This is a genomic window from Pontivivens nitratireducens (genome assembly GCF_011290545.1).
Taxonomy (GTDB): domain Bacteria; phylum Pseudomonadota; class Alphaproteobacteria; order Rhodobacterales; family Rhodobacteraceae; genus Pontivivens; species Pontivivens nitratireducens.
The window spans coordinates 286334-307845 of record NZ_CP049811.1; the positions used below are offsets into that span (position 1 = coordinate 286334).

Below are 21512 nucleotides of genomic sequence, written 5' to 3' on the forward strand. Positions count from 1 at the left end.
TTGCCAAATGCGGGCTCGGAAGCAGGAGCAACACCACCCCATCCAAGGAAATACCACGATGGCACTGACAGCATATCCTACCCCCGCGCCGCTCGGCTCGGACCTCGTCTATCGTTTTGTGACCAAGATCGAGCATATCCTGCTCGACCTGCGCGCTCTGCCGCGGGCGCGCGCCACGCAAAGGGTGCTGAACAGTCTGAGCAATCGTGAACTGGCCGACCTTGGATTGGTCCGCGCGGACATCCAGTACATCGCGCGCAATCTGTGCCATCGCGCTCTTTAAGAGAGCCGAGATTTTCTGCAATGGCCGCCCCGAGGCATCGGGGCGGCCATTTTTGTCAGCTACGGCGCAGGGTCAGCGTCGTCCACTCCCCGATGGACCGGCGATCCAGTCGGGTGAAGCCCCAGCCCTGATAGGTCCGTTCCACCCCGGTTGCCTGACGGTTCAGGATCCCCGACAGGATGATGATCGACCCGGCCTGCGTATGCGCGGCCATCTGCGGCGCGAGCTTACGCAGCGGACCCGCCAGAATGTTGGCGAAGACCAGATCGTAGGGCGCACGCTCATGCAGGCGAGCCTGACGAAAGCCGGGGGCGGTGACGCACGCCACCCGATCACCCAGTCCGTTCCAGCGCATATTGGCCACGGCGGTTTGCGTCGCGACCGGATCAATGTCCGATGCGATGGCGCGGCAGGGGAACGCCTTCGCCGCGGCCATCGCCAATACGCCCGTGCCGGCCCCGATATCAGCGACATTCTCGGCCCGCAGGCCCAGCCTGATCAAGGCATCGAACGACAGCAGGCATCCCAGCGTCGTATCGTGATGCCCGGTGCCGAATGCCATTGCCGCGTCGATTTCGAGCGGAATCTGATGGATGCCCGCAGCACCGCGATCATGCGAGCCATGCACGAGGAACCGACCCGCCGGAACGGGGGACAACTCGCGCCGAACCTGCGCCACCCAGTCCCTGTCGTCCAGTTTTGACACCGCGAATTCCGCCGATCCGTGAACCGCCGCCAGCAGGGCCAGCGCGATCTCATCCGGTTTTTCGGTGAAATAGCCACCAACCTCCCACAGGCCGGATCCGTCCTCGACCTCGAACACGCCTACGCCGGTCGGTGAGGGGTCGAGATCTTCGAGCGCCTCGGCCAGGGCCAATCCGGGCTTTTCGCCAGCCAGCGTCGTCAAAGCGGTCCAGGTCGTCATGTCAGCATCCTCGCTCAGGTTCAGCGCGGTATGAGGCGCGCGCAGACCTGAATCAAGCCCAAGGTGCCCGCAATCCCTGTCAGGCGGCCGTTCCAATGGGGCAGGTCACGCCCGTTCCGCCGATACCGCAATAGCCTGCCGGATTCTTCGCCAGATATTGCTGGTGATAATCCTCGGCGTAATAGAACTCGGGCGCGTCGATGATTTCCGAGGTCACGGCGCCATAGCCCGCTTTCCTGAGCCGCGCGGCAAAATCCGCCTTCGTTCGCTGGGCCGCGTCGCGCTGCGCCTCGCTATAGGTGTAAATGCCGGAGCGGTATTGCGTGCCCACATCGTTGCCCTGCTGCATCCCCTGGGTCGGATCGTGCCCCTCCCAAAAGACCTTGAGCAGCTCGTCATATGAGATCACCGCCGGATCGTAGTGAACCAGAACCACCTCGTTATGGCCGGTCCGGCCCGAGCAGACCTCCTGATAGGTGGGGTTTGGCGTATGGCCAGCGGCATAGCCCACGGCCGTCATCCAGACGCCGTCCAGCTTCCAGAACATCCGTTCCACACCCCAGAAACAGCCCATGCCGAACATCGCGGTTTCCAGCCCCTCGGGGAACGGTCCCTTCAGCGGGCGCGTGTTGACGAAGTGCTGCTCCGCCGTCGGCAAAGCGGTCTCGCGCCCCGGCAACGCATCGGCGGCGTCGATCATCGTTGATTTCTTACGGCTGAACAGCATGGAACCCTCCTTGGCTTCAAGGGCAGAGATAGGAGGTTTCGGGTGCTTCGCAAGGGGAGCGCTCCGCTACGCGGCTCTGCCTACTCCGCAGGTGCGACGGCCAGCCGGGGGGCAAAGATCGTCTCATGTCCCTTGGCGGGATGGCGCGGGATCAATAGAGCCAAGACCAAGGAAACGCAGGCGAATCCCGCCGCCAGAACGAAAACTCCCGCGGGCGATGTCAGCCACAGATAACCCAGCGCGGCAGGCAACCCCACCGCAGCGATGTGATTGATCGTGAACGCCACCGCCGCCGTGGGCGCGATGTCCTGAGGGTCGGCGATCTTCTGAAAGTAGGTCTTGAGCGCGAAGGCCAGTGCGAAGAACAGGTGATCCAGAATGTAGAGCCCGGCCGCAATCGTGACGCCCCATGCCAGATCGCCCCAGTTTGCGAAATACAACGCGCCATAGGCGAGGAAGATGCCGATCAGCCCGATATACTCGAATGTCAGCGCCCGGCGTTCACCGTACCGCTGGACGAAACCGCCCATCATCGGCGCAAAGACCATGTTCGCCAGATAGTTGGCCAGAAACAGCCCGGTGACCTGATGCACCTCGAAGCCGAAACGCTCAACCATCATGAAGGCCGCGAACACCACGAAGATCTGCCGCCGCGCACCCGCCATGAATTGCAGCGCGTAATACAGCCAGTACCGCCGCCGCAGGACCATGCGCTTGGTCTGCGGGTTGGGGCTGTCGAACTGGGGGTACAGCACGAAACACAGCACCGCCAGCAGGACCGTCGCACCGCCCCCGGCCAGATAAACCGCCTCATAGGTCCAGCCGAAATTCTTCCAGCCCAGCACCAGCAGGCCGTAAGCCAGCAGCGATGCGCCCGACCCGACCGCCACGATCCAGCCAAGCATTTGCGGGGCGCGCTTCTTGTCGATCCATTGCAATTGCAACGACTGGTTCACCGTCTCGAAATAATGGAATCCCATCGAGCTGATCAGGGTCGTGGCCAACAGCCCCTCGAATGTCGGGAAATAGGCCGTCACCGCCACCGCGACGCCCAGCATCATCAGGCTGACCAGCCCCAGCACCTGTTCGCGCACGAAGATGATGATGGCGATCACACCGACGGCCAGAAAGCCCGGAATTTCCCGCACGCTCTGCAACCAGCCGATATCGGAGCCGTCGAACTGCGCCGCCTCGATCACGAAGTTGTTGAGAAGCGCGCTCCACGTCGAAAAGGCGAGCGGCATCGCCGCCGCCATCACGATCAACAGCGCCGTGGGCCTGCGCCACAAGGGCAAAGCCCTTGCCTGTTCCAAACTCATGCTTCGCATGGCACCGCGTTACGCCCAAACGATCACCGCGCCAACAAGAATAAGTGTCACCAGTACAATCCACCGCAATCTGATGGGCAGCCTGACGGGCGGCCTGTCGGATGGGCTGGCAGGCGGTCTGTCGGAACAACCGTCATGCAGGTGCCGCACCGGATGCGGTGCAATCTCGACAACCCGTGGATCCCCCAACGGATCATGCAGAATGGCATCGGCATAGATTCGTGCCAGCTCCGCCCGATCGCTGCGCTTATGCGCGGCTCGACTATGTGCAGTTCGACGCATCTTACCCCCCTACTCGACTCGGTTTGTTCACGTAATGTTCTCACTTTTCATCCCGGTCACGCAAGCCCCGCGAACACGTCATCCGGGCTTTTCGTTCCGGTTTTCCCGGGTCACACTGCCGCAGTCTGACATCATGTGGAGGGACGGGTATGACGCAGCCGATTTTCGACGGGCACAATGACTGCCTTCTCAAATTGTATCGCGGCGGGCCCGGTGCTGGTGCCCGATATCGGGGTGGGATGCCGGGGCACGTGGACCTGCCAAAGGCGAAGGCGGGCGGTTTCGCCGGTGGGTTCTACGCCATGTTCGTTCCGGACGAGGGTCCGATGGATTGGAGCGTCATGCGCAACGCGCAATACGATCTGCCCTTGCCGCCGAGGGTCGCGCAGGACGCCGCGCGCGCCGTCGTGGTGGAGCAGGCCGCGATCCTGAAGGAGCTGCACGATCACGGGGACCTGACCATCTGCACCGACGCGACGACCCTGCGTGACGCCATCGACCAAGGACAACAAGCCGCGATTATGCATCTGGAGGGGGCGGAGGCGATCGACCCCGAATTGCAGTTCCTCGATACCCTGTATGATCTGGGCCTGCGTTCACTGGGACCGGTCTGGAGCAGGCCGACGATCTTCGGTCACGGCGTTCCGTTCCGCTATCCGTCCGACGGGGATACCGGGCCGGGTCTGACCGAAGCCGGATTCCGTCTGGTCGAGCGGTGCGCGCAGATGGGGATCATCGTGGATCTCAGCCACCTGAACGTTGCAGGCTTTCATGATGTCGCGACGACGGGGGTGCCCTTGGTCGCGACGCATTCAAACGCCCATGCGATCTGCCCGCACGCCCGAAATCTGACCGACGATCAGTTGCGCATGATCGGTCGGACGAACGGCATGGTCGGGCTGAACTTCGCCAGTGCCTTTCTGCGCCCGGACGGACAGATGCTACCGCAGGGCGCACTGGAATGGATGGTGCGGCATCTGGATCACATGATCGAACTGGCGGGTGAGGATCATGTGGGCTTCGGCTCCGATTTCGACGGTGCCGTGGTGCCGGAGGAAATCGGATCGGTCGCTGGTCTGGACGCCCTGCGTGAGGCGATGGTCACCCATGGCTATGATGACGCGCTGATGGGAAAGCTGTGTGCCGGGAACTGGATCGCGCTGTGCGAACGCGTCTGGAAACCCGCGCCCCGGATCACCGTGACTTAGCCCACCATGGCCCTCCTGCCTCAACCGCCGCGCCCCTAAATACACGGACGCGGCGGCAGATAAAGTTGGACGTGTATATCAGTTGGACATGTTAATTGGAAACGGGGCCGGGAACAGCACCCGCCGCCTGCGCTTCGCGGTAGGCGGCCTCAGCTTCGGCCTGCAACCGCTCCCCCCGACGCATCATGTCGCGCCCCTTGTCGATATCACCTTCGCCGGAGCGAACCAGACGGCGGCCGCGGGACAGGTCATCTTCGCCTTCCTCGACCAACGCCGCCCCATCGGCGATCAGCTCCGCGCCTTCGGACCACTTCTCCCCGATTTCCGCGACGGCACCGCCCTGTGCCTCCAACCGGCCGCCAAACGTGGTTTCGTCGGGCTATGACGAACATCCCGCAAGCACTGCGACAACACAGCCGAGCAGGGTGACTTTGATACTTGAATTCACGAAAGTTACCTCACACATGGCCGGACCATTCCGGACATCAGGGAACTGCGCGGCACACGATCGCTTTCAATGCGGCGCAACTCAAAAACCACATCTGTGACAAATATATTCCCGCACGCTGTCTGAAAATTGGGCTTCACCCCTGCCGTGTTTGCGGTATAGTCGCCCACATGAGCACACCTACGATCATTCGCGACCTTCTAGTCCTTAGCAGCCTCTGAGCGTGCCGGGACCCTGGCGCGCGCGCTCAGGGGATCGTGACGAGAGCGCCGGATCGACCATATCAAGCTCATAAGGATACCCGACATGACTGACCAGAAACAGGACCAGGTCCTGATTTTCGATACGACATTGCGCGATGGCGAGCAATCGCCCGGTGCCTCCATGACCCATGACGAGAAGGTGGAGATCGCGACCCTGCTCGATGAGATGGGCGTGGACATCATCGAGGCAGGCTTTCCCATCGCCTCCCCCGGAGATTTCGCCGCCGTTTCGGACATCGCGAAAGCAGCGAAACAGGCGCAAATCTGTGGCCTCGCCCGTGCCGCGATCAGCGATATTGATCGCGCATGGGAGGCGATCAAGCATTCGCAGCGCCCCCGCATCCATACGTTCATAGGCACGTCCCCCAGCCATCGCGGCATTACCGGGATGAGCATGGACGACATGGCCGATCACATTCACAACATGGTCACCCATGCGCGCAATCTGACCGATAACGTGCAATGGTCCTCGATGGATGCGACACGGACGGAGCACGACTTCCTCAAGCGGACGGTGGAAATCGCAATCAAGGCCGGGGCGACCACGATCAACGTGCCCGATACGGTCGGCTATACCGCCCCGCGTGAAAGCGCCGAACTGATCCGCATGCTGATCGCCGAGGTTCCGGGCGCGGATGAGGTGATTTTCGCGACGCATTGCCACAACGATCTGGGCATGGCGACGGCGAATTCGCTGGCCGCGGTCGAGGCTGGCGCGCGCCAGATCGAATGCACGATCAACGGCCTGGGTGAGCGGGCGGGCAACACCGCGCTGGAGGAAGTCGTGATGGCCCTCAAGGTGCGTAACGACATCATGCCGTACCAGACGCGCATCGACACGTCGCGCATCATGCATGCCAGCCGCATGGTCGCCTCCGTTTCGGGCTTTGCCGTACAGTACAACAAGGCCATCGTGGGCAAGAACGCTTTCGCCCACGAATCCGGCATCCATCAGGACGGAATGCTGAAAAACGCCGAAACGTTCGAGATCATGCGCCCCGAGGATGTCGGCCTCGCTGAAACGTCGCTGGTGATGGGCAAGCATTCGGGCCGTGCCGCGCTGCGCTCGAAGCTGGAAAACCTCGGCTATGAGCTGGGCGACAACCAGCTCAAGGACGTGTTCGTCCGGTTCAAGGATCTGGCCGATCGCAAGAAGGAAGTCTACGACGAGGATCTGGTTGCGCTGATGTCCGACCAGACCACCAGCGCGGGCCACGACGCGATCCGTCTGGCGGAGATGGAGGTGCGCTGCGGCACCACCGGACCTCAGACCTGCACCATGGTCCTGCTGGTCGAGGGGGAGGCCCAGCGCGCCGAGACCACCGGCGACGGCCCTGTCGACGCGACGTTCAATGCGCTCAAGGAAATGGTGCCACATACCGCGCGCTTGGCCCTCTATCAGGTGCATGCTGTGACGGAGGGAACCGACGCGCAGGCGACCGTCAGCGTCCGGTTGGAGGAAGACGGCAAGATCGTCGCCGGTCAGTCCAGCGACACCGACACGGTCGTCGCCTCCGCCAAGGCGTATATCAATGCGCTCAACAAACTGATGGTCCGGCGTGAGAAATCAGCACCCGAGGAACTGGCAGGTTAACGCACCGGCGCGATAATATCTCAATTCAATGAAAGCCGCCCGGCCTTACGGGCGGCTTTTTTGTGCGCGGGGGGTGTTGCCCGCTAGGCCAGCGTCTCTCTCGAACTCACGGTCAGGGCGGCCATTGCCGCGACCCACGGGAACGGGCCATGGCTGATGCGGGCGACGCCGCATTGCGCCAGATCGGCGCGCGTCATGCTGTTGGGATAGAGCAGGATATTCACCGGCATCGGCGCGCGGTCACAAATGCTGCGGATCAGATCGAGGTCTCGCATCCCCGGAACGAACAGGCTGTCGCCGCCGGCCCGCGCATAGGCGTCTGCGCGCGTCAGTGCCTCCTCCACCATCGCGGGGTTGTGCGTGTCCGGTTTCGACTTCAGAAAAATGTCCGTGCGCGCGTTGATCCACAACGCATCCGTCGCACCGGATCGCACTGCTGCAATCCTGCGGGATTGCTGGGCCGTATCGTACAGACCCTCGCCACCGATGACCTGATCCTCGAAGTTCACGCCGACAGCACCGGTATCCACCACCCTTGCCGCATTGGCCGCCAGGTCCGAAGGCTCCACCGCGTAGCCGCCCTCGAAATCGAGCGTCAGCGGCACATCAACCGATGTCGCAATCCGGTGCGCATTTTCCAGCGCCAGGTCCAGGGGCAAATCCTGCCCGTCCTCATATCCCAGGGCCCCCGCAACGGAGGCGGAGCCGGTGGCAAGTGCTGCGGCACCACTCTTGGCAACCGCGCGGGCACTGCCGGGATCCCAGATATTGAACAGCACCAGCGGGTCGCCCGGCTGGTGAAGTCTGGCGAAATGCGCGCGTTTTTCCGATTGGTTCATGATTGCCTCCCTGCGGATCAGAGTGCCGTGGAACCTTCTGCCCTGCGACAGCATAAATGTCGCAGACACAATTTATCGCGTGGGGTGATTCGCGGCGTCCGGCAGCAGGCGGTCGCTGCGCAATATTGCCCGCACAAACCGGCGGTTCTTTGCCGAGCGCGCGGACAGCAGGGGATCTGCGCCTGCATTGGAACTCATTCGCGCCCTACACGCCCTTTACGCTGAGCGGCTGTGGAACGTATAAGACACACATATGGATGCGCACAGACGCTGCATGAAAATAGCGCGCGCATCGGGTCAGGGGCAGTGCGTCGATGTTCAATATTATTTCCGGCATGTTTTCTTCGGACATGGCGATCGATCTGGGAACCGCCAACACGTTGATCTACGTGAAGGGCAAGGGCATCGTTCTGAACGAGCCTTCGGTCGTGGCATATCATGTACGCGACGGGCGAAAGCAGGTTCTCGAAGTGGGTGAGGACGCCAAGCTGATGCTGGGCCGAACCCCCGGTTCGATCGAGGCGATCCGCCCCATGCGCGACGGGGTCATCGCCGATTTCGACGTCGCCGAGGCGATGATCAAGCATTTCATCCGCAAGGTGAACAAGCGCGGCAAGCCGAAGATCATCGTCTGCGTGCCCCACGGCGCCACTCCCGTGGAAAAGAAGGCCATCCGCGAAAGCGTTCTGGCCGCCGGCGCACGCAAGGCCGGACTGATCGCGGAACCTATCGCCGCCGCCATCGGTGCCGGATTGCCGATCACCGAACCGACCGGGTCGATGGTCGTGGATATCGGCGGCGGCACGACCGAGGTCGCGGTGCTGTCGCTGGGCGATATCGTCTATGCACGTTCGGTACGCGTCGGCGGTGATCGTATGGATGAGGCGATCATCTCCTACCTGCGCCGCCAGCATAACCTGCTGGTGGGTGAGGCGACCGCCGAGCGGATCAAGACCTCGATCGGATCGGCACGTATGCCCGAGGATGGCCGGGGCCAGGCGATGGAAATCCGCGGCCGTGACCTGCTGACCGGTGTGCCCAAGGAAACCGAAGTCACCCAGGCCCAGGTGGCCGAGGCGCTGGCCGAACCCGTGCAGCAGATTTGCGAGGCCGTGATGACCGCGCTGGAGGCCACGCCACCCGATCTGGCCGCCGATATCGTGGATCGCGGCGTCATGCTGACCGGCGGCGGTGCGTTGCTGGGCGATCTCGACCTGGCCTTGCGTGAGCAGACGGGCCTCGCAATCACCGTGGCCGACGACGCACTGAACTGCGTGGCGCTGGGCACCGGCAAGAGCCTGGAATTCGAGCGTCGCCTGCAACACGTTATCGACTACGGAAACCATAACTGATCGACTAGAGGCAGAACTGGTCGACGAGAGTAAGAGTCCACGCGACTGGCGAACACCACGCCACAGCGTTTTCGAGTGCCCGTCAGGGGGAGGCCGCGATTGGCCTATGTGAGCGGACAGAAACAAACGAGCCTTTGGCGCACGACCCGGCAGATTTTGCTGGGCGTGATCGTCCTCGTCTGTCTTACCCTGTTCGTGCTGTGGCGGATCGACAGCCCCCGGGTCGAACGGCTGCGCATGACCCTGGCGGACGCGGCATTGCCCAGCATGGAATGGACGACGCGCCCCGCTGCGCGGTTCACCAACATGGTTCAGGATTTCCAGTCCTATGTCCGCGTTTATGAGCAGAACGAGGAACTGCGGCGTGAATTGCAGACGATGAGCGGCTGGAGGGAGGCGGCCCTGCAACTCGAACAGCGCAATGCACGGCTTCGCGCCTTGAACAACGTCCAGCTCTCACCCCGCGCCACGTTCGTCACGGGGGAGATCATGGCCGACAGCGCCGGACCTTTCAGTCGGTCCGGGCTGCTCAATGTCGGGGCGGGCAACGGCGTGACCGACGGGTCCGCCGCACTGGACGGATTGGGGCTGGTCGGACGCATTTCCGGCGTGGGTGAGGAAACCAGCAGGGTGATCTTCCTGACGGATATCAACAGCCGCGTGCCAGTGGTCATTCAGGGATCGGGCCAGCGGGCGATCCTGACAGGCGACAACACCGACGCCCCCCTGATCGATTTCGTCGAGGATACCGCCCGCGTTCGCCCCGGCGACCGGGTCGTCACTTCGGGCGATGGGGGCGTGCTGCCGGCGGACGTTCTGGCAGGTCAGGTCATCGTTGCGGCAAACGGCCAGTTGCGACTGCGGCTGGCGGCGGATTACGATCGCCTGCGCTTCGTGCGCATCCTCAACCACCGCCCGCAGCCCACGATCCACCGCCCCGGCGGCCTGATCGCGGATGAGCCGTTCTTCTTTGCGGAGGAGCCGGAATGATCCGTTGGGCGATCCGCATCGCCATGCTGATCCTTGCCGGTTTCGGGTGCATCCTGCTGTCCGCAATTCCCTTGCAACCGGGCGCGCCGCAATGGCCGATGCCTGACCTGCTGTTCGCCTTGTGCTGCTATTGGGTTCTGCGCAGACCGGGCAGCGCGCCGTTGATCGTGGTTTTCGCGTTGGGATTGGCGGCGGACATGCTGCTGATGCGCCCCGTCGGGATCGGGGCACTGACCCTCGTCCTGGCGACGGAAGTGTTGCGGGGCCAATCCAGGCATCTGCGCGAAGTACCGTTCGTTCTGGAATGGGCGATGGTGGCGGCATTGATTGGCATGGGCGTGGCGATGCAGGCCGCGCTGATCTGGATCAGCCTCGGCTCACCACCGACCGTTGGACAGCTTGGCCGATACGCGGCCGGTACGATGCTCAGCTATCCTCTCGTCGCCCTGATCTGCGGGGGGCTGCTGGGGCTGCGCCATCGCGGCAACGGCAAATTGACCTATTCGACCTATCTGGGGGAGGGCTGACATGGCACGCGGCGACAAGGGAGGCCCCACGATCACGCGTCGTGGTCTCGTGTTGATGGGCGTTCAGCTTGCGCTGGTCGGAACGCTGGGCTGGCGGATGCGCCATCTGCAGGTAGAGGAGGCGGAACGTTACCGCCTGCTGGCGGAGGAGAACCGTATCAACATCCGGCTGCTGCCACCGGCGCGCGGGCTGATCTATGACCGCGCGGGCAATCCGATCGCGGTGAACCGGCAGAACTATCGCATCGTCATCGTGCGTGAGGGCGCGCGCGACCCCGAGGAGGTGCTGCGCCGCCTGTCCCGCCTGATCGAGATCAGCCCCGACCGGCGTGAGCGTGTCCTGCGCGATATCCACGCCCGTCCCGCCTTCGTGCCCGTCACCGTCGCGGAACATCTGGACTGGGAAAGTTTCGCCCGTGTCGCCGCGAACGCCCCCGCCCTGCCCGGCATCCTGACGGAGGTGGGGCTGTCGCGGCACTATCCCGCAGATGACATCTTCGCCCATATCGTCGGCTATGTCGGGCCGGTTTCAGACTACGACCTCAGCCGGATCGAAGACCCCGACCCGCTGTTGCAGATCCCCGACTTCCAGATCGGCAAGAACGGGGTGGAAAAACGGGCCGAGGCAGAACTGCGCGGCGCGGCAGGAAACTCCCGCATCGAGGTGAACGCCAGCGGGCGCGTCATCCGCGAACTGGACCGGGTCGAGGGACGCTCCGGCCAGGATCTGCAACTGACCATCGACAGCGGGCTACAGGACTACACCCTGCGCCGGATGGAGGGGGAGAGCGCCGCCACCGTCGTGATGGACATCCGTACAGGGGAAATCGTGTCGATGGCCTCCGCGCCGTCCTTCGATCCCAACAGTTTCGTGTTCGGCATCTCGACCGGGGAATGGAACGCGCTGAACCAGAACGAATACCGACCGCTCTATAACAAGGCGGTGTCCGGATTGTACCCGCCCGGCTCCACCTTCAAGATGGTCGTCGCCCTCGCCGCGCTGGAGGATGGCGTCATCGGGCCGGGAGACACCGTCTTTTGTGGCGGCTCCATCGAGATCGGCAACCGCCGGGCCTATTGCTGGCGCCGGGGGGGCCATGGCTGGATGGACATGCGCGACAGCCTCAAGAATTCGTGCGACGTGTATTATTACGACGTCGCGCAGCGTGTCGGCATCGACAAGATCAGTGCGATGGCGAACCGACTGGGCATCGGCGTCCGCCATGATCTGCCGCTGCCTGCCGTGCGCGCGGGCAACATGCCCGATCGCGACTGGAAGATGCGTGTGCATGGCGAAAGCTGGCTGATCGGCGACACGGTCAATTCGGGTATCGGACAGGGTTTTATGCTGGCCTCCCCGTTGGAGCTGTGCGTGATGACCGCGCGGATCGCATCGGGAAATGCCGTGACGCCCAAGCTGATACGCTCGGTCGATGGTCTGCCCAGTGCGATGGATCCGGGCGAACCGATCGGGCTGAACCCGAACGCGCTGGACGCGGTGCGCGGCGGCATGTTCGCGGTGTCGAATGACCGTCGCGGCACGGCCTACCGTGCCCGCATCGCAGCACCCGGAATGGCCATGGCGGGCAAGACAGGAACCTCGCAGGTGCGCCGCATAACGGAGGCGGAACGGCGCACAGGTGTTTTCCGCAATGAGGATCTGCCGTGGAACCGGCGCGACCATGCGCTGTTCGTGGCCTTCGCCCCGTTCGACGCGCCGCGCTACGCCATCGCCACGATTGTCGAGCATGGCGGCGGCGGCTCAACCGCGGCCGCGCCCATCGCGCAGGATGTGCTGATCCGTGCGCTCTACGGCCCCGAACCACCGATCGAGGCCTGGCCCTCAGCCCTGCATCAGACCATACGCGAGCGTCGCCGTCTGGGACAGGACAGCGCCAGCGTCCAGCGGAGCAGGGCATGATCTATTGGGAGCAGATGAACGCACGCCCGACGCCGACCGGCCCGGCGAAGCTGTTGCACGTTCACTGGCCGCTGGTGATCCTGATCTTCTGCGTCTGCGGGGCCGGATTCCTGATGCTGTATTCCGTCGCCGGTGGGAACATGGATACCTGGGCGCGCCCGCAGATGATGCGGTTCGGTCTGGGTGTCGTCGTGATGCTGATCGTGGCGATGATCCATATCGACTTCTGGCGGCGTATATCGGTGCTGGCCTATATCGGCGGACTGACCTTGCTGGTCGCGGTGGAATTCATGGGCGAGGTCGGCATGGGTGCGCAAAGGTGGATCGACATCGGCCCCCTGCGCCTGCAACCCTCCGAAGTGATGAAGGTCGCGCTGGTCATGGTGATCGCGCAGTACTACGCGTGGTTGCCGCGCGACAAGGTCTCGAACCCCTTCTGGGTGGCGCTTCCCCTTCTCATGACAGCGATCCCGGTGTTTCTGGTCCTCAGGCAACCGGATCTGGGCACCGCCATTCTGATGATCGCCGGGGCGGGCGTGGTGATGTTCCTGGCGGGCGTCAGCTGGTGGTATTTCGGCACTGCCATCGCGGTGGTCAGCGGCACTGTCTGGGCCGTGTTCGAATCGCGCGGGCAGTCGTGGCAATTGCTCAACGATTATCAGTACCGCCGCATCGACATCTTCCTCGACCCGTCGATGGACCCGCTCGGTGCCGGATATCACATCACGCAGGCCAAGATCGCGCTGGGCGCGGGCGGCCTGTCGGGGCGTGGTTTCATGCAAGGTACGCAGAGCCGCCTGGACTTCCTGCCTGAAAAGCACACCGATTTCATCTTCACCTCGCTGGCCGAACAGTTCGGCTTCGTCGGCGGGTTGACCCTGCTGGGACTGTACACCGCGATCATCATGTTCTGCCTGTTGTCCGCCTTCTCGAACCGCGACAGGTTCGGGGCGCTGATGACAGGGGGGCTGACGGCGACGTTCTTCTTCTTCTTCGCGGTGAACATGGCGATGGTCATGGGGCTGCTGCCGGTGGTCGGGGTGCCGCTGCCGCTGGTCAGCTATGGCGGATCGGCGATGCTGGTGTTGCTGGGCGCGTTCGGCTTGATACAAAGTGCGCATATTCACCGACCGCGAGGAGCCGATGCATGATCAACGTGCTGTTTTCCGCCACACCGGAAGCCTGGAGCGCCTATGCGAAACCGCTGAGGGCAGCCTTCGCGCAGGAGGGCATCGAGGTCACGCTCGGCACGGATCTGGCACCGGAAACGGTTGACTGGATCATTTATGCGCCCAATGGCGGGCTGCACGATTTCACGCCCTTCACGCGGCTGAAAGGGGTGCAAAGCCTGTGGGCCGGGGTTGAACAGATCGTGGAAAATCCGACCCTGACGGTGCCGCTCGCCCGTATGGTCGATCCCGGTTTGACGCAGGGAATGGTCGAATGGGTGGTCGGTCATGTCCTGCGTTATCATCTGGGCATGGACGCGGATATCCTGCGAACCGACGGGGAATGGGTCAAACATCTGCCGCCGCTCGCCCAACATCGGCCGGTCGCGATGCTGGGCCTCGGGGCGCTGGGAACCGCATGTGCGCAGGCTCTGTCCGCCCTGAACTTCGATATGCATGGTTGGAGCCGATCTGCTAGGCAGATCGACGGCATCACCTGCCATCACGGTGATGACAGATTGGACGATATTCTTTCCACGGCCCAGATCGTCGTGACGCTGCTGCCATCGACGCCTGCCACGGAAAACCTGCTGAATGGGGATCGCCTCTCCCGACTGCCGCGCGGTGCGATGCTGATCAATCCGGGGCGCGGCCCCCTGATCGACGACGAGGCCCTGATCGCCGCGCTCGATTCAGGTCAGATCGCCCACGCGACGCTGGACGTATTCCGGACCGAGCCGTTGCCGCGCGGCCATCCGTTCTGGACCCATCCGAACGTTACGGTCACCCCGCATATCGCATCCGAAACCCGCCCCGACAGCGCCGCGCGAACCGCCGCGCAGAATATTGCCCGCGCCCAGCGCGGTCAGCCCTTGCAGCACGTCGTGGATCGCAAGCTGGGTTATTGAGACCGGCGTGAGAACGATCCGTCGGGATTGAGGAACAAGGTCGGGTCCGGGGCAATGTCAAACGCGCTCGGCATCGGTTCCGCGATAACCTGATCCGGCACAACCTGATCCGACACGGGCTGAGCGGACGGTGCCGGGCGCGTCAAAGCGCTCGCCATCGGATCGGCGAGGTCCAGTGCCTCGGGCGGTTTTTGCGTTTCGGTATTTTCGGCAGCAACCTGCGTGCGAGCACCGTCCCCGAACATGTCGGGACGCAGACACGGGTTCCACTGCTCGACACCGGTGAACGGTTCGGCGCGGCTCTCCCACGGCAGGGTACAGAATATCTCGACCCAGTAATCGGGAATCGCGGTCAGGTCGGCGCCAGCCGTCAGGTCGTAAGGAATGTTGTCGTCGGTGAACTGGCGGCGCGGTTCGACCACCGGTTCCGGCTCGACAGGGGCCACGGCGACAACCTCAGGTTCCGCCACGCAACCGGCCAGCAAGGCAATCAACAGATATTTCTTCACACGACACCTCCGATGGCGCCTCGATTGGCGCCGACCTGTCCACGATGCAACAGGATGTGATCCAGCACGACGCAGGCCATCATCGCCTCCCCCACCGGGACGGCACGAATGCCGACACAGGGATCGTGACGCCCCTTGGTGACGACCTCGACGCTCTCACCGGACTTGGTGATCGAACGGCGCGGCGTCAGGATTGAGCTCGTCGGCTTCACCGCGAAGCGTACGACGACATCCTGCCCGGTCGAGATACCGCCGAGGATGCCCCCCGCATGGTTCGAGGAATAGACAGGCCCGTCCGGCCCCATGTCGATCTCGTCCGCATTTGCCTCTCCGGTCAGGGCGGCGGCGGCCATGCCCTCACCGATCTCGACGCCCTTCACGGCGTTGATGCTCATCATCGCGGCGGCCAGATCGGTGTCCAGCTTGCCATAGACGGGCGCACCGATGCCTGCGGGCACACCCTGCGCCACGACCTCGATCACCGCCCCGACGGAGGAATGCGCCTTGCGTATCCCATCCAGATATTCGGCGTAATGCGCGGCGGCGGCGGCGTCGGGGGTCCAGAACGGGTTGTTCTCAACCTCATCCCAATCGCGCGCATGGGCCACGTGCGGCCCCATCTGAACCAGCCCGCCGATGATGCGCAGACCGGGGGCGAGGGTTTTGAGAACCTCCCGCGCGATGCCGCCCGCCGCGACCCGTGCGGCGGTTTCGCGCGCGGAACTGCGCCCGCCGCCGCGATAATCGCGGATACCGTATTTCTGCCAATAGGTAATGTCCGCATGTCCGGGGCGGAACGTCTCGGCGATGGTTCCGTAATCCTTGGAACGTTGGTCCGTATTCTCGATCATCAACTGGATCGGCGTGCCTGTCGTCTGCCCCTCGAACACGCCGGACAGGATGCGCACCTCGTCAGCCTCACGCCGCTGGGTCTCGAACTTGGTCTTGCCGGGTTTGCGCTTGTCCAGCCAGTGCTGAAGCATCCCAGCATCGACCGGAACACCTGGGGGGCAGCCGTCGACTGTGGCCCCCAGCGCGGGGCCGTGGCTTTCACCCCAAGTGGTGACACGAAACATATGACCGAAAGAGTTGAGGGACATGTGCGCAGGCTCCTTTACAGCCGTTTACCGCGCCGGGCTGCGGGCGTCCATGCCGGGGCGAATTCACTTTCCAGAAATATCCCCGCCGGAGGCCGCGGCCGCACGTCCGGCATCGGTTACGTCATACAGGCCCCGCCCGACCCTTTCGAACCAGCCATAGTGGTTTGCGCGCATCATCGTCGCGGCCTTGCCCACATCGACCGCCCTGCCCGCGACGGCGGCCTTGCTAGTGCCATGCTCCGACAGATAAAGGGCAAGGCGCAGGCAGCCCTGACGATAGGCGGTCATCACGCCGCCGCCGGGGCGGCCGCCGACCTCCGGATCGCCCTGTCGCAACTGGAACTCGCGCAGCAATCGCCCCTGTCGCCGGGCATTCGGACGCGGGCTATAGGGGCCGGGGTCCAGCCGCACCTCCGCCACGCCGTCCTTCACCACGATCAGGCCCAGACCCAACCGGCGCAGCAGCCCCCGGATCCGCACGCCGTCCTTGCGCCCGCGCCCCGGCAGGCGCGGAACCGCCAGATAGACCGCTTCGCTCATCGCCATGCGATCGACCCCTTGCAGCAGCAGTGCCATGGTCAGGCCCGCCTTTATCTCGACGATCACGGGCGGTTCGTCGCCGCGCACGGCCACGATATCACAGGGTCCGATCTCACCCTTTACGGTATAGCCCTGCGCGTGCAGCAAGGCCTTGATCGGTGCGTATAGATCGGTTTCAGCCATGCTGCATGGATAGCGTGCATTGCATCGCGCGGGAAACAGGATAAGTCCCGTTCAAGCGAGGAGTTCCAGATGAGCCATTTCACAGCCCGAGAATTGCGCGACGCCTGCGGCGCGTTCGCGACCGGTGTGACCGTGGTAACGACGTCGAGCGCCGAGGGGCCGTTGGGCATCACCGCCAACAGCTTCTCATCCCTGTCGCTGGATCCTCCGCTGGTGATGTGGGCCCCTGCCCTCCGCTCCGCCCGGTTCGAGGCGTTCGTTCAGGCCGAGCGGTTCACGATTCACATCCTGAACGCGGAGCAGATCGACCTCGCCGCGGCATTTGCCGGGTCGGGCGACGGGCCTTTCGCGGCGCATGAATGGTCGGATGGCCCAGAGGGGGTGCCAGAGTTTGCGGGCTGCGCCGCGCTGTTCCGCTGCACCCGGCATGCGGTACATCCGGGCGGCGATCATGCCATCGTCGTGGGCCATGTCGACAGCCTGGAACACGACCCGACACCGCATCCGCTGGTGTTTCACGCGGGCCTGTATCCGCGGCTGGCTTGATTGTTATGTGAGCCCCTTTGGGGGAGCACCTTGCTTGCCCCCTTCGGGACCATCCGCTAAACCCGCCGCAATCCCCATTTCGGGTTCGAGGACTGATTGATGGCCAAGACCAAGCAGAAGAAACCCCAGCGCCCCAAGGCCGCCCCGCCGCGCGGATTTCGCGATTATTTCGGCCCCGAGGTCATTCACCGGCAGGAGATGCTGCGCACCATCACCGGCATCTATCACCAATACGGCTTCGATCCGCTGGAATCCTCGGCGGTGGAGACGGTCGAGGCTCTGGGCAAGTTCCTGCCCGATGTGGACCGTCCGAACGAAGGTGTCTTTGCCTGGCAGGACGATGACGAAAGCTGGATGGCCCTGCGCTATGACCTGACCGCGCCGCTTGCGCGCGTCTATGCCCAGCATCGCAACGATCTGCCAACGCCGTACCGGCGCTACGCCGTCGGGCCGGTTTGGCGGAACGAGAAGCCGGGACCGGGCCGGTTCCGCCAGTTCTATCAATGTGACGCCGATACCGTCGGCACCCCCACCGTCGCCGCCGATGCGGAGATTTGCGCCATGCTGGCTGATGTCCTCGAAGGGGTCGGAATCCAGCGCGGCGACTACATCGTCCGGGTGAACAACCGCAAGGTTCTCAACGGCGTGATGGAGGTTGCCGGCCTGTCAGGTGAGGACAAGGAGGTCGAGCGCGGCATCGTCCTGCGCGCCATAGATAAGCTGGACCGCCTGGGACAGGACGGCGTGCGCGCCCTGCTGGGCGAGGGGCGTAAGGATGCGTCCGGCGATTATACCAAGGGCGCCGGTCTGGGCGCCGAGCAAACCGACATCGTCATGGGCTTCGTCGGCGCATTGCGCGACAGCAACGCCGCGACCTGCGCCCGCCTCGGTGAACTGGTCGGCAGCTCGACCATCGGGTTGCAGGGCGTGCAGGAGCTGGAGCGCATTGCCGAGATGGTCGAGGCGCAGGGCTACGGCCCTGATCGCGCCCTGATCGACCCGTCCGTCGTGCGTGGTCTGGGCTACTATACCGGCCCGGTTTACGAGGCGGAGCTGACCTTCGAGGTGCTCGACGAAAAGGGCCGTCCGCGTCAGTTCGGCTCCGTCGCCGGGGGGGGGCGCTATGACGATCTGGTCAAGCGTTTCACCGGGCAGGAGGTTCCGGCCACCGGCGTCTCCATCGGGGTGGACCGGCTGCTGGCTGCACTCGACAACCGACTGACCCGCGCGGATGAGGTTGCAGGCCCGGTCATCGTCACCGTGATGGACCGCGACCGCATGGCCGATTACCAGTCCATGGTGGCGGAACTGCGCAATGCCGGCATCCGGGCGGAGGTCTATCTGGGCAATCCGAAAAATTTCGGCAACCAGCTCAAATACGCCGATACCCGCAACTCACCCGTCGCGATTATCGAAGGCGCGCAGGAGAAGGAAAACGGCATCGTGCAGATCAAGGATCTGGCGCTGGGTGCCCGCCTCGCCAAGGAGATCACCTCGAACGAGGAATGGAAACAGAACGCCGCGCAGTTCGAAGTCAGCCGCGCCGATCTGGTCAGCGAAGTGCGCGAATTGCTCGCACGGGCGAAATGACGGGCCCGTCGGCATGAGCGCCCTGGCCCGTCGCGGCAGCGAATATCGCAGGCTTGTGGACCTTTCCGAAACCCTGCTCGCCGGGTTCGAACAGGCCGGATACGAGCGGATCGACCCACCGATGCTGCATGACGCCGCGCATGTCGGCCTGGGCGGGCAGACCTTGCTGGACCTGACCTATCTGATGGGCAACGGTCTGGCCCTGCGCTCCGATTTCACGGTGCCCGTCTACCTGCTGCACGCGGAGCGGGGCCGCGATGCCGGCACGCCGCGCTATTGCTATAGCGGCCCGGTGTTCCGCCGCAGCGGCCCCGGTGACGACCGCCCGACGGAGTACATGCAGTTGGGGATCGAGTATTTCGGATCCCTGCGGCGGGAGGCGGCGGACGTGCGCATCTTCGCCAACATCCTGTCCGCCCTGCACCGATCCGGCCTGTCCGACGTGCCGGTGATGACCGGCGATGTGGGTCTGTTCCATGCGGCGCTCGATACGCTCGACATATCCGAACGTATCCGCACCCGCTTGCGCGGCCTGTTCTGGCGGCCCGAACAGTTGCGCGCGCAAATCGAGCGGATGCAATCGCCGGTCCCGCTGCCCGCCGATCTGACCGGCCCTGACATCGAGGCGCAGTTGCGCGACCGTCACGTCATCCAGGGCAAGCGCACCCCTGCCGAAGTCGCGGAAATGCTGAGCGCCCGCGCCACTGACACCTTGTCCGAGGAGGCAGCGAACACCTTGCTGGCCTATCTCGACATCGCTTGTCCCATCGGTGAGGTTCCCGAGAGAGTGCGCGCCGTGATGGGCACGCGGCTGGACGATGTCCTTACCCGGTTTGAGGATCGTCTGCGGGAGCTGCGTCACCGCCTGGGGCCGGAGACGGCGACCCTGCCGTTCCGTGCGGATTTCGGACGGCGGCATGAATATTACGACGGTTTCGTGTTCGAGATGACCCATGCGGATCAGATCGTCGCCGCCGGGGGGCGCTATGATCGGCTGGCGCAGAAAGTCAGTGATGCCGACTGGCCTGCCATCGGCGGTATGATCCGCCCGCAAATCCTGCTCTCTGCTCTGGATGAGGTGGCCCCATGAGCGCGCTGAAACTCGGCCTGCCGTCCAAGGGGCGCCTGCAACAGGACGCGATCGACTGGTTCGCCAAGGCGGACGTGACCGTTGCGCGCACCGGGTCGGACCGGGAATATGCCGGGCGGGTCACCGGCCTCGACGGAATCGAGCTGGTGCTGCTTTCCGCCAGTGAGATCCCCAGAGAGCTCGCCGCCGGGCGCATTCACCTCGGGGTTACGGGTGAGGATCTGATTCAGGAAAAACTGGCCGACTGGGCCGCGATCACGCCCAAGGTCACGCATATGGGCTTCGGCTTTGCCGATCTGATCATCGCCGTTCCGACAAGCTGGGCCGACGTGACGACCCTGCGCGATCTGGACGATGCCGCAGCACAGTTTCACGCCAATCACGGCCATCGCCTGCGGATTGCTACGAAGTACCACAACCTCGTGCGTGGTTTTCTGAGCCAGCACGGCGTCGCGGATTTCGAGATCGTGGATTCGCAAGGTGCCACCGAGGGCACGATCAAAAACCAGACAGCCGAGGCCATCGCCGACATCACGTCGAGCGGTGCGACCCTGACCGCGAACCACCTGCGCATACTGACCGATGGTGAGATTCTGAAATCGCAGGCGACCCTGTTCGCCGCCAGAAACGCGCACTGGTCGCAGGCGAACCGCGAAACCTTCGCTACGTTATGTGAACGTCTGAACCTGTCGCCGGACCTCGGTCCCGATCTCTAACGCACGCCCAGTGCGGCGAGGGCGCTGGCCAGTTCGGGTGGCAGTGCCGTTTCATTCAGCCTGTCGGCGCTCAAATCCGCCGGCGCGTCGGTCATGGAAAGGTAGCGCCAGCCCTGAAAGGGGCGGCGCGGCACGGCTTCCGTCTTGATAACGTCATCGTGCAGCACGATACCGCAGCGGCGGATGCCATCCTCACCGATCACTTCCTCCAGGCGCAGGACCCTCTGCCGGGCCAGAACCACACCCTTGAACACCCAGTAGAGCGAACCGCCCGCCAACAGCTCCGCCTCGCGCTTGGGCCACATGCGGGTGATGTGGCGATGCTCCGGCGGCTCCCCCCTTGCGGTGCGGATCGCGCGCAGACGTTTCTGCCAGTCAAGCAGGTCGTCGATCCCCTCGGCGCCCACGCACAGCTTGATCAGGTTGACCGGTTCGGTGGGCATGTCGGGTCCTCTCAGGTTTCGCATTGTGATA

22 protein-coding genes are annotated in these 21512 nt (G+C 63.9%); 13 read left to right on the forward strand and 9 right to left on the reverse strand.

What is annotated here, in order from left to right:
* Positions 1-58 precede the first annotated feature (58 nt).
* Positions 59-283, forward strand: coding sequence for a DUF1127 domain-containing protein (locus tag G8E03_RS01425; RefSeq protein WP_166187798.1), 225 nt, complete (start codon positions 59-61; stop codon positions 281-283).
* A 55-nt stretch (positions 284-338) separates the two neighbouring features.
* On the opposite strand, the gene G8E03_RS01430 is transcribed toward G8E03_RS01425, so the two are convergent.
* The 3 genes from G8E03_RS01430 to G8E03_RS01440 all read right to left on the reverse strand — a co-directional run bounded on the left by G8E03_RS01430 (position 339) and on the right by G8E03_RS01440 (position 3263).
* The gene (locus G8E03_RS01430) at positions 339-1208 is read right to left on the reverse strand and encodes a 50S ribosomal protein L11 methyltransferase (RefSeq protein ID WP_166187800.1); all 870 of its coding nucleotides are present in this window, start codon (positions 1206-1208) and stop codon (positions 339-341) included.
* Positions 1209-1287: 79 nt separating this feature from the next.
* A complete protein-coding gene (gene msrA / locus G8E03_RS01435; RefSeq protein WP_166187802.1) occupies positions 1288-1935 on the reverse strand; it encodes a peptide-methionine (S)-S-oxide reductase MsrA in 648 nt (215 codons plus the stop codon).
* Positions 1936-2015: 80 nt separating this feature from the next.
* Positions 2016-3263 carry an MFS transporter gene (locus G8E03_RS01440; protein ID WP_166187804.1) on the reverse strand — a complete coding sequence of 416 codons (1248 nt, stop codon included), beginning with the start codon at positions 3261-3263 and terminating at the stop codon, positions 2016-2018.
* A gap of 431 nt (positions 3264-3694) precedes the next feature.
* On the opposite strand from G8E03_RS01440, the gene G8E03_RS01445 reads away from it, so the two are divergent.
* Positions 3695-4753, forward strand: a complete 1059-nt coding sequence (locus G8E03_RS01445; RefSeq protein ID WP_166187806.1) for a dipeptidase — start codon at positions 3695-3697, stop codon at positions 4751-4753.
* 91 nt (positions 4754-4844) lie between these two features.
* Here the strand turns inward: G8E03_RS01445 and G8E03_RS01450 are convergent, their stop codons facing one another.
* Positions 4845-5105 (reverse strand): hypothetical protein, encoded by a 261-nt coding sequence (locus G8E03_RS01450; protein WP_166187808.1) that lies wholly within the window; start codon positions 5103-5105, stop codon positions 4845-4847.
* Positions 5106-5507: 402 nt separating this feature from the next.
* On the opposite strand from G8E03_RS01450, the gene G8E03_RS01455 reads away from it, so the two are divergent.
* The gene (locus G8E03_RS01455; RefSeq protein ID WP_166187810.1) at positions 5508-7058 is read left to right on the forward strand and encodes a 2-isopropylmalate synthase; all 1551 of its coding nucleotides are present in this window, start codon (positions 5508-5510) and stop codon (positions 7056-7058) included.
* A gap of 83 nt (positions 7059-7141) precedes the next feature.
* On the opposite strand, the gene G8E03_RS01460 is transcribed toward G8E03_RS01455, so the two are convergent.
* Positions 7142-7897 (reverse strand): isocitrate lyase/PEP mutase family protein, encoded by a 756-nt coding sequence (locus G8E03_RS01460; protein ID WP_166187812.1) that lies wholly within the window; start codon positions 7895-7897, stop codon positions 7142-7144.
* A gap of 314 nt (positions 7898-8211) precedes the next feature.
* On the opposite strand from G8E03_RS01460, the gene G8E03_RS01465 reads away from it, so the two are divergent.
* The 6 genes from G8E03_RS01465 (at position 8212) to G8E03_RS01490 (ending at position 14764) form a co-directional block, all read left to right on the forward strand.
* Complete coding sequence (locus G8E03_RS01465) at positions 8212-9249, forward strand: rod shape-determining protein (protein WP_166187814.1); 1038 nt, start codon at positions 8212-8214, stop codon at positions 9247-9249.
* A 99-nt stretch (positions 9250-9348) separates the two neighbouring features.
* Complete coding sequence (gene mreC, locus G8E03_RS01470; RefSeq protein WP_430693231.1) at positions 9349-10239, forward strand: rod shape-determining protein MreC; 891 nt, start codon at positions 9349-9351, stop codon at positions 10237-10239.
* Positions 10236-10766 (forward strand): rod shape-determining protein MreD, encoded by a 531-nt coding sequence (gene mreD, locus G8E03_RS01475; protein ID WP_166187816.1) that lies wholly within the window; start codon positions 10236-10238, stop codon positions 10764-10766. Before mreC ends, mreD begins: the two co-directional genes overlap by 4 nt.
* A gap of 1 nt (position 10767) precedes the next feature.
* Positions 10768-12687, forward strand: coding sequence for a penicillin-binding protein 2 (gene mrdA, locus G8E03_RS01480; RefSeq protein ID WP_166187818.1), 1920 nt, complete (start codon positions 10768-10770; stop codon positions 12685-12687).
* The gene (rodA, locus tag G8E03_RS01485) at positions 12687-13838 is read left to right on the forward strand and encodes a rod shape-determining protein RodA (RefSeq protein WP_430693250.1); all 1152 of its coding nucleotides are present in this window, start codon (positions 12687-12689) and stop codon (positions 13836-13838) included. Before mrdA ends, rodA begins: the two co-directional genes overlap by 1 nt.
* Entirely contained in the window at positions 13835-14764 is a 930-nt protein-coding gene (locus G8E03_RS01490; RefSeq protein WP_166187822.1) for a 2-hydroxyacid dehydrogenase, read from the forward strand. Before rodA ends, G8E03_RS01490 begins: the two co-directional genes overlap by 4 nt.
* Here the strand turns inward: G8E03_RS01490 and G8E03_RS01495 are convergent.
* The 3 genes from G8E03_RS01495 to G8E03_RS01505 form a co-directional block, all read right to left on the reverse strand.
* On the reverse strand, positions 14758-15273 hold the full coding sequence (locus tag G8E03_RS01495) for a hypothetical protein (protein WP_166187825.1): 516 nt from the start codon (positions 15271-15273) through the stop codon (positions 14758-14760). The two genes, G8E03_RS01490 and G8E03_RS01495, sit on opposite strands and share 7 nt — an antisense overlap.
* Positions 15270-16373, reverse strand: coding sequence for a chorismate synthase (gene aroC / locus G8E03_RS01500; RefSeq protein WP_166187827.1), 1104 nt, complete (start codon positions 16371-16373; stop codon positions 15270-15272). The genes G8E03_RS01495 and aroC overlap by 4 nt, the downstream gene beginning before the upstream one ends.
* A 63-nt stretch (positions 16374-16436) precedes the next feature.
* The gene (locus G8E03_RS01505; RefSeq protein WP_166187829.1) at positions 16437-17096 is read right to left on the reverse strand and encodes a DUF2161 family putative PD-(D/E)XK-type phosphodiesterase; all 660 of its coding nucleotides are present in this window, start codon (positions 17094-17096) and stop codon (positions 16437-16439) included.
* A gap of 69 nt (positions 17097-17165) precedes the next feature.
* Between G8E03_RS01505 and G8E03_RS01510 the strand changes: the two genes are divergently transcribed.
* The 4 genes from G8E03_RS01510 (at position 17166) to hisG (ending at position 21038) form a co-directional block, all read left to right on the forward strand.
* The gene (locus G8E03_RS01510; RefSeq protein ID WP_166187832.1) at positions 17166-17642 is read left to right on the forward strand and encodes a flavin reductase family protein; all 477 of its coding nucleotides are present in this window, start codon (positions 17166-17168) and stop codon (positions 17640-17642) included.
* Positions 17643-17741: 99 nt separating this feature from the next.
* Positions 17742-19232 carry a histidine--tRNA ligase gene (gene hisS / locus G8E03_RS01515; RefSeq protein ID WP_166187834.1) on the forward strand — a complete coding sequence of 497 codons (1491 nt, stop codon included), beginning with the start codon at positions 17742-17744 and terminating at the stop codon, positions 19230-19232.
* A gap of 13 nt (positions 19233-19245) precedes the next feature.
* Positions 19246-20322 carry an ATP phosphoribosyltransferase regulatory subunit gene (locus G8E03_RS01520; protein ID WP_166187835.1) on the forward strand — a complete coding sequence of 359 codons (1077 nt, stop codon included), beginning with the start codon at positions 19246-19248 and terminating at the stop codon, positions 20320-20322.
* Positions 20319-21038, forward strand: a complete 720-nt coding sequence (hisG, locus tag G8E03_RS01525; RefSeq protein WP_166187837.1) for an ATP phosphoribosyltransferase — start codon at positions 20319-20321, stop codon at positions 21036-21038. The genes G8E03_RS01520 and hisG overlap by 4 nt, the downstream gene beginning before the upstream one ends.
* Here the strand turns inward: hisG and G8E03_RS01530 are convergent.
* Positions 21035-21481: a DUF1489 family protein gene (locus G8E03_RS01530; protein WP_166187839.1), complete on the reverse strand. Its 447-nt coding sequence runs from the start codon at positions 21479-21481 to the stop codon at positions 21035-21037. The two genes, hisG and G8E03_RS01530, sit on opposite strands and share 4 nt — an antisense overlap.
* Between the last annotated feature and the right edge of the window lie 31 nt (positions 21482-21512).